Origin of the sequence: Candidatus Stygibacter australis, assembly GCA_030765845.1 — a bacterium.
Lineage (GTDB): Bacteria > Cloacimonadota > Cloacimonadia > Cloacimonadales > TCS61 > Stygibacter > Stygibacter australis.
In genome coordinates this window covers 1-6,880 of record JAVCDJ010000106.1, presented here as the reverse complement: position 1 = coordinate 6,880, position 6,880 = coordinate 1, and the positions used below count along the sequence as shown (strand labels likewise).

General features: G+C 37.2%; 5 protein-coding genes. All 5 read left to right on the top strand.

The features are described 5' to 3' along the window. Positions 1–304 (top strand): T9SS type A sorting domain-containing protein (locus RAO94_05585; GenBank protein ID MDP8321801.1); only part of this gene is annotated, 304 nt, incomplete at its 5' end. A 65-nt stretch (positions 305–369) separates the two neighbouring features. After that, a complete protein-coding gene (locus RAO94_05580) occupies positions 370–2,628 on the top strand; it encodes a DUF1565 domain-containing protein (GenBank protein ID MDP8321800.1) in 2,259 nt (752 codons plus the stop codon). A gap of 29 nt (positions 2,629–2,657) precedes the next feature. Beyond that, positions 2,658–3,302 carry a hypothetical protein gene (locus tag RAO94_05575; protein MDP8321799.1) on the top strand — a complete coding sequence of 215 codons (645 nt, stop codon included), beginning with the start codon at positions 2,658–2,660 and terminating at the stop codon, positions 3,300–3,302. 70 nt (positions 3,303–3,372) lie between these two features. Continuing rightward, positions 3,373–5,106 carry a T9SS type A sorting domain-containing protein gene (locus RAO94_05570; GenBank protein MDP8321798.1) on the top strand — a complete coding sequence of 578 codons (1,734 nt, stop codon included), beginning with the start codon at positions 3,373–3,375 and terminating at the stop codon, positions 5,104–5,106. A 65-nt stretch (positions 5,107–5,171) separates the two neighbouring features. After that, positions 5,172–6,880, top strand: a 1,709-nt coding sequence (locus RAO94_05565; protein MDP8321797.1) for a DUF1565 domain-containing protein, incomplete at its 3' end; no start/stop codon positions are given.

Below are 6,880 nucleotides of genomic sequence, written 5' to 3'. Positions count from 1 at the left end.
GCTCTCTGATCAGGTACCTGAACTTGAAACATCATTAAGGGCATATCCCAATCCCTTTAATCCTACTATTCAATTATCGTTCCAGGCAGGACAATATGGTATATATGATATGACGATCTATAACCTGAAGGGTCAAAAGGTTAAGACTATCATGGCAAAATCCTATTGCAGTGAAGGAGAAAGAATAGAAAAGGTCTGGAAGGGGCTTGATAATAATGGAAAGCAGGTAAGTGGAGGAATTTACTTCGTAAGATTGATTTCCCCTTATGATGAACAGGTCAGCAAAATAGTTTTATTAAAATAGTGACTGGTGATTAGAATTGAATGGCAGGCGTTCCTTCGGGAACGTCTGCCGAAAACAATGGAGAAATGATGAGAAAATTCTTTATATTATTTTTTTTGTTTTCTATTATATATATAAGATGTAACACAATAACCGTTGCCCAGGATAGTACAGGAGATTTTACTGTAATCCAGGAGGCAATAGAATCAGCCTCTAATAATGATACAATACTGGTATATCCAGGAACATATTATGAGAATATTGATTATATAGGGAAAACACTTATAATTGGCAGTTTATATATGATTACCGGTAATGAAGAATATAAAGATACAACTATATTAGATGGAGGAGGGATTGCCAGAGTTGTTACTGTAGAAAATTATGAGAGTGTAAATACAGGAATCATAGGGTTTACAATTTGTAATGGATTTAGTGATGATGGTGGAGGGATACTGATAGAAAATTCTTATTTAACAATTAAGAATTGCATAATTGAGGACAATCATGCATTAGATGCAGCAGGAGGGATTTTAGCATCTGCTTTTTCTCAAATTTTATTATCAGGTACAACAATTAGAAATAATACAGCAGAGCGGGAGAATGGCGGATTAATCATATCCAGAACATCAAATTGTATATTTGATTCTTTAAATTTGTGTAATATTTACGGAAATTATGGTATTAACTCATGTGATATTGGAAGAGGTATAGATCCAGATGATCCTCAATATTTTGAGGTGTATCTTGATACTTTCAGTTGTTTACAACCAGATAGATATTTTATTTCACACTCAATTCCAGGTGGAAATGTATTAAACTGGGAGTATCTTGATCTACATGTTAATACTGCCTATTATGATTTTCATGATGGGGATCTTTATGTATCTCCGGAAGGTGATGATTGCAACAGTGGCACGAGTCCGGAAGAACCAATGAAAACTATAGCCTGGGCAATAACCAGGACTGTATCTAATCCAGATAATCCAAATACTGTTCATTTGCTAAATGGTACATATAGTCCTAGTCTAAACGACCAGTTATTTCCCTTGAACATGAAAGCCCATGTAAGTCTTGTGGGCGATAGTATGGATGATGTGATCTTAAATGGAGAAGATAAAGCGATAATTAGAGACTATTTTAGCGGCTTTGAGTATGAATTATCCAATATGACGTTCATAAGTAATCCTCGATATTCTCAAAGAATTTGTAGAATTAAGCAACAATATATTGATCCATTGCAGGTAAGGATGCAGAATTTGAAAGTAACAGATTCCACGGGATATGCATTTGATATTACATCCAGTATTGAGTTTACAATGAACAATATAATTGTGCAGAATGGGTCGTGTCATTTTTTGCTCTACAATAGTGCACCGGGTAATCATAGTATTGTAGAAAATTGCCAGATAGTAGATTCCAGATCAGCAATATCCCATCAAAATTATGATTACAGCGGAGAGAGAGCACGCCTGGATGTAATCAATACTTTGGTAGCGGACAATCTCAGCGGCTTTGATTATCGTGATATCTGGGGGTATAATACGAGTTCTTCTGGTTATACTGAGACGAATCTGGTCAACTGCACGATCATGAACAATACCTGCGATGATCATAACTATTTCTTAGGTTGTGTTCTTGCGCAATTAGGTGGTAATTTTAATATTTATAACAGTTGTATTTATGGAAATGATGGTTATCAAGTTGCTGCTGATACGGGTGCCGGAGGCACACTGGGCAGTACAATCAATGTATCCCATTCTTTGATTGAAGGTAGAGAAGAAGGGATACCACTGGAGGGAGATTTTCCATCCACTTTGAACTGGCTGTATGGTAATTTTGACAGTGATCCGATGGTGGATGAGGATTATGCACCGTTGGCTTATTCGCCCTTGATAGATGCCGGGACAACGGAATTGCCTTATGATATAGAACTTCCAGAGACTGATCTGGCAGGAAATCCAAGGATTACAGGCAGGACAGTGGATATTGGTGCCTTTGAATTTAATCCCTGGGGCAGCGGAACAGATGAGGATGTTATTTGCCCAGACCAACAGCTATATGTATATCCCAACCCGGCAGTATCTGGCAGTTTAAGAAAGGGGACAGTAACCATAAGCTGGAGAGGTGTTAGAGAAGGAGATATCCAGTTTGATATCTATAATGCCAAAGGGCAAAAGGTGAGGAGTGTTTATAATATTTACTGCCAGCAGGCAGGCGTATATCAGGCAGACTGGAATTTACAGAATGAGAGAGGGAATAAAGTAAGCAGCGGAATCTATTACGTAAGAATTAAACTTGCTGGGAATTATCAAGAGCAGCAGAAAGTGGCTGTTATTAATTAGTGTTGCCAAAATGCTTAAAGGAGTAGGCAATGTGTAAAGTAAAATCAGTGATAATAGCTGTTTTTATCATAATACCCTTTATTTTGGGAGCCGTGGTAACTGTAAAGCCAACCGGACAGGGTGGTGATTATGATTGCATCCAGTATGCAATTGATGATATAGAAGATGAAACCATCAGCGAAGATGAAATACATATCTATCCCAGTAGTGGAGATTATTGGGAGGAAGATATAACAATTGATGATATTGATCTGACAATAGTGGGTATAGGAGATGTATCTATTAAGAACCGATATGAAAATACAACCCTGGAATATAGATCAACTAACTACCATACTTTCAGATTAGAAAATCTGACTATAGAGAATGATGAGGATGAATTTGTAATTGATATCGGAGGACCCGGAACAGGCTATTACGACGAACCGGACATTGAAATTGAGGATTGCATATTTGAATGCACATCAGGAGATGCTGAGGGGATAGTTTACATAGATAAGGCAAAGTCAATTATAATCGATGGATGTATATTTTTAGGATCTGGTTCAGATTGTACGGTACTTAATACCCATGATGCCCGGGAGATAAGTATAACAAATAACGAATTCAGCGAAGAATCCCAGACAGCAATCCAGGCACGGATACCCGCACCTGGGGGGGGGAGGATATTATAGCGATATCATAGGGAATGAGATCAGAGATTGTGCTTTCCCTTTTAATATTTACTGTCTATATTATGTGGATATGGTAATTAGTGAGAACCTTATTTATGATCTCGTTGAAGATGCTACTTATGATTATACTATGGCAATAAGCGAAGGAACAACCAGCCATGATAACAGTATTGATTTCTTTCATAACACAATATATTGTTCAGAATCAAAGGATGTATTTGAAGATCCGGATAATGGAAGTGAGTATTATTTTGTGTCCATGGATATAACAAATAATATATTCTATTCATTCGATGATTTTATAGAAGATGGTGAAGATATTCCTACTGAATTTGATATAGATTACAATTGCTGCAATGTGACCTTGAATGATGCAGGAGCAGGAGATACTAATAATATAACCGGGAATCCTCAATTTGTAGATGCCGGTAGTGATGATTATAATCTGGACTTGGACAGTCCCTGTATGGATTCAGGAGATCCGAGTTTTGACCATGATGACGATGGCACAGTGTCTGATATGGGTTATTTTACAGGAGATGATCATGATCTGGCAAGATTTCTGGAAAGTGATGGTGCAACAGTTAATATTAACTGGATAGGATTTCCGCGGCTTGATGTTACTGATGGGGAAAATAATGGTGAATATGTGGAAGCTACGGATATGTTAGACTTATTAGAATATACAGATAATCCGGAAGAGATTGATGTATATTACCTTTTATCAACAAGTAGTTTGAATGGGTATTGGGATTATGATGAATATAGCTGGACTCCTTCAACATGCGCTAATCTTATCAACAGCATAAGAGGTTACAAGTTCAAAGTCTGGGACAGCGGATTAAGCAGTTCATATTTACGTGTTTTTGGAGATGTGATCGATCCGGAAACAGATATAACAGTAGATGTGAGAAAAGATGAGAACTGGGTATGTTATTTTCTAGAAGACACCCAGGATGCCGAGGATGCTTTTAGTTCTGGGGCACTAACGCAATTATACAAGATAATTACCAAGAACTGGACAGCAATAAAGACAATTTTCGGCTGGAGCTTTCCGCAAAATTCAACCCTCAGATATGGAGATCTGGTTATATTAGTAGATGATTCTGAAGCAGATTTTGATTTTAACTGGCAGGAACCAGCCAGAGAGATCATTGCACCTTATGAAAGACCAGAACCTACACAATTTAGTTATCAGGAAGAAATGAATTATTTACCGATCTTTATGGAATTTACAGAAGAAGTACCTCTGGAAGTTGCAGTTTACGTAGATAATGTCTGTAAAGGTGCAGAAGTAGTGGATAGTGACAGTCTTTTTCAATTACGAGCTTATGTGCTTGAAGAAGAACCCGGCTATGAACTAGAATTCGTTTTTTATAACGGCAGATCAGAGAAGCAGGTCATGGATTACCGGATAGATAACAGCTTCAGCCAATACAGTACAGATATACTTATCACAGGTAGCCTGGGAGATTATGCTTTTATCGAATTTGGAGAACCGCTCTCTGACCAGGTACCTGAACTGGAAACTTCATTAAAAGCATATCCCAATCCATTTAATCCTACTATTCAATTATCTTTCCAGGCAGGGCAATATGGTATATATGATATGACGATCTATAACTTGAAAGGTCAAAAGGTTAAGACTATCATGGCAAAATCCTATTGCACAGAAGGAGAAAGAGTAGATAAAATCTGGAAAGGATTGGATACTAATGGGAGACAGGTCAGTGGAGGAATATACTTCGTAAGATTGATTTCCCCTTATGATGAACAGGTCAGTAAAATAGTTTTATTAAAATAGTGACTGGTGATTAGAATTGAATGGCAGGCGTTCCTTCGGGAACGTCTGCCGAAAACAATGGAGAGATGATGAGAAAATTCTTTATATTACTTTTTTTGTTTTCTATCTTATATATAAGATGTAACACAATAACCGTTGCTCAGGATAGCACTGGTGATTTTACATTAATACAGGAAGCAATTATATCAGCCTCTAATAATGATACAATACTTGTATATCCAGGAACATATTTTGAGAATATTGATTATATAGGGAAAACCCTGGTGCTTGGCAGTTTATATATGATCACCGGAGATGATGAATATATTGATGCAACGATTATAGATGGAGGAGGAATAGCCAGAGTAGTTACTGTGGAAAATTATGAGGGTGAAGGGACAACAATAATTGGTTTTATAATCAGGAATGGTAATGCAATAGATGGGGGTGGTATCTATATAGATGATGCATATATGAATGTCATCAAGTGTGTAGTAAAAAACAATTTTGCCCGAAGTTTTACCGGTGGAGTTGCATGCAAAAACGAAAGTCACGTGTTTTTATCTGGTACTACAATAAAAAATAATTACTGTCAGAAAATGTATGGTGGTTTAGCTATTAATCACGAAACCCAGGTAACTTTCGATCAGGACGATTTGTGCAGTATTTATGGCAATTATGCACCTGATCATTGTGATATTCATATATGCGTTTTTATTGAAGAGCCAATTTATCACGAAGTTTATCTGGATACATTCAGTTGCCTGGAACCGGACAGGTATTTTATTGGTGCAGGAAATGATGGATTCAATTATAACTGGGAATATCTTGATCTACATGTTAATACAGCTTATTATGATTTTTATGATGGGGATCTTTATGTGTCTCCGGAAGGTGATGATTGCAACAGCGGCACGAGTCCGGAAGAACCAATGAAAACTATAGCTTGGGCAATAACCAGGATAGTATCTAATCATGAGAATCCAAATACCGTTCATTTATTAAATGGTATATATAGTCCCAGTATGAATGACCAGTTATTTCCCTTGAACATGAAAGCTTATGTAAATCTGGTGGGTGAGAATATGGATGATGTGATCTTAAATGGTGAAGATCAGGCATTAATTAGAGATTATTACAGTGGATTTGAATATGAGATAGCTAATATGACATTCATCAGTGATCCATTATATATGCAAAGAATTTGCAGAATTACTCAGCAATTCATGGATCCTATGCCAATCACAGTACAGAATCTAAAGTTATTGAATTCTTCCAAAATCGGATTTTTGATTTCAGAAAGCATTGAGTTTACGATGAACAATATAATTGTGCAGGATGGATCGTGTCATTTTTTAACCTACTGCAGCGCACCCGGTAATCATAGTATTGTAGAGAATTGCCGGATAATAAACTCTGAATCAGCCCTTTTGCATCAGAATTATGATTACAGCGGAGAGAGAGCACGCCTTGATGTAATCAATACTTTGGTAGCGGACAATCTCAGCGGCTTTGATTATCGCGATATCTGGGGGTATAATACGAGTTCTTCTGGTTATACTGAGACGAATCTGGTCAACTGCACGATCATGTACAATACCTGCGATGATCATAACTATTTCTTAGGTTGTGTTCTTGCGCAATTGGGAGGGAATTTTAATATCTATAATAGCTGCATATATGGAAATGATGGTTATCAAGTTGCTGCTGATACGGGTGCCGGAGGCACACTGGGCAGTACAATCAATGTATCCCATTCTTTGATTGAAGGTAGAGAAGAAGGGATACCACTGGA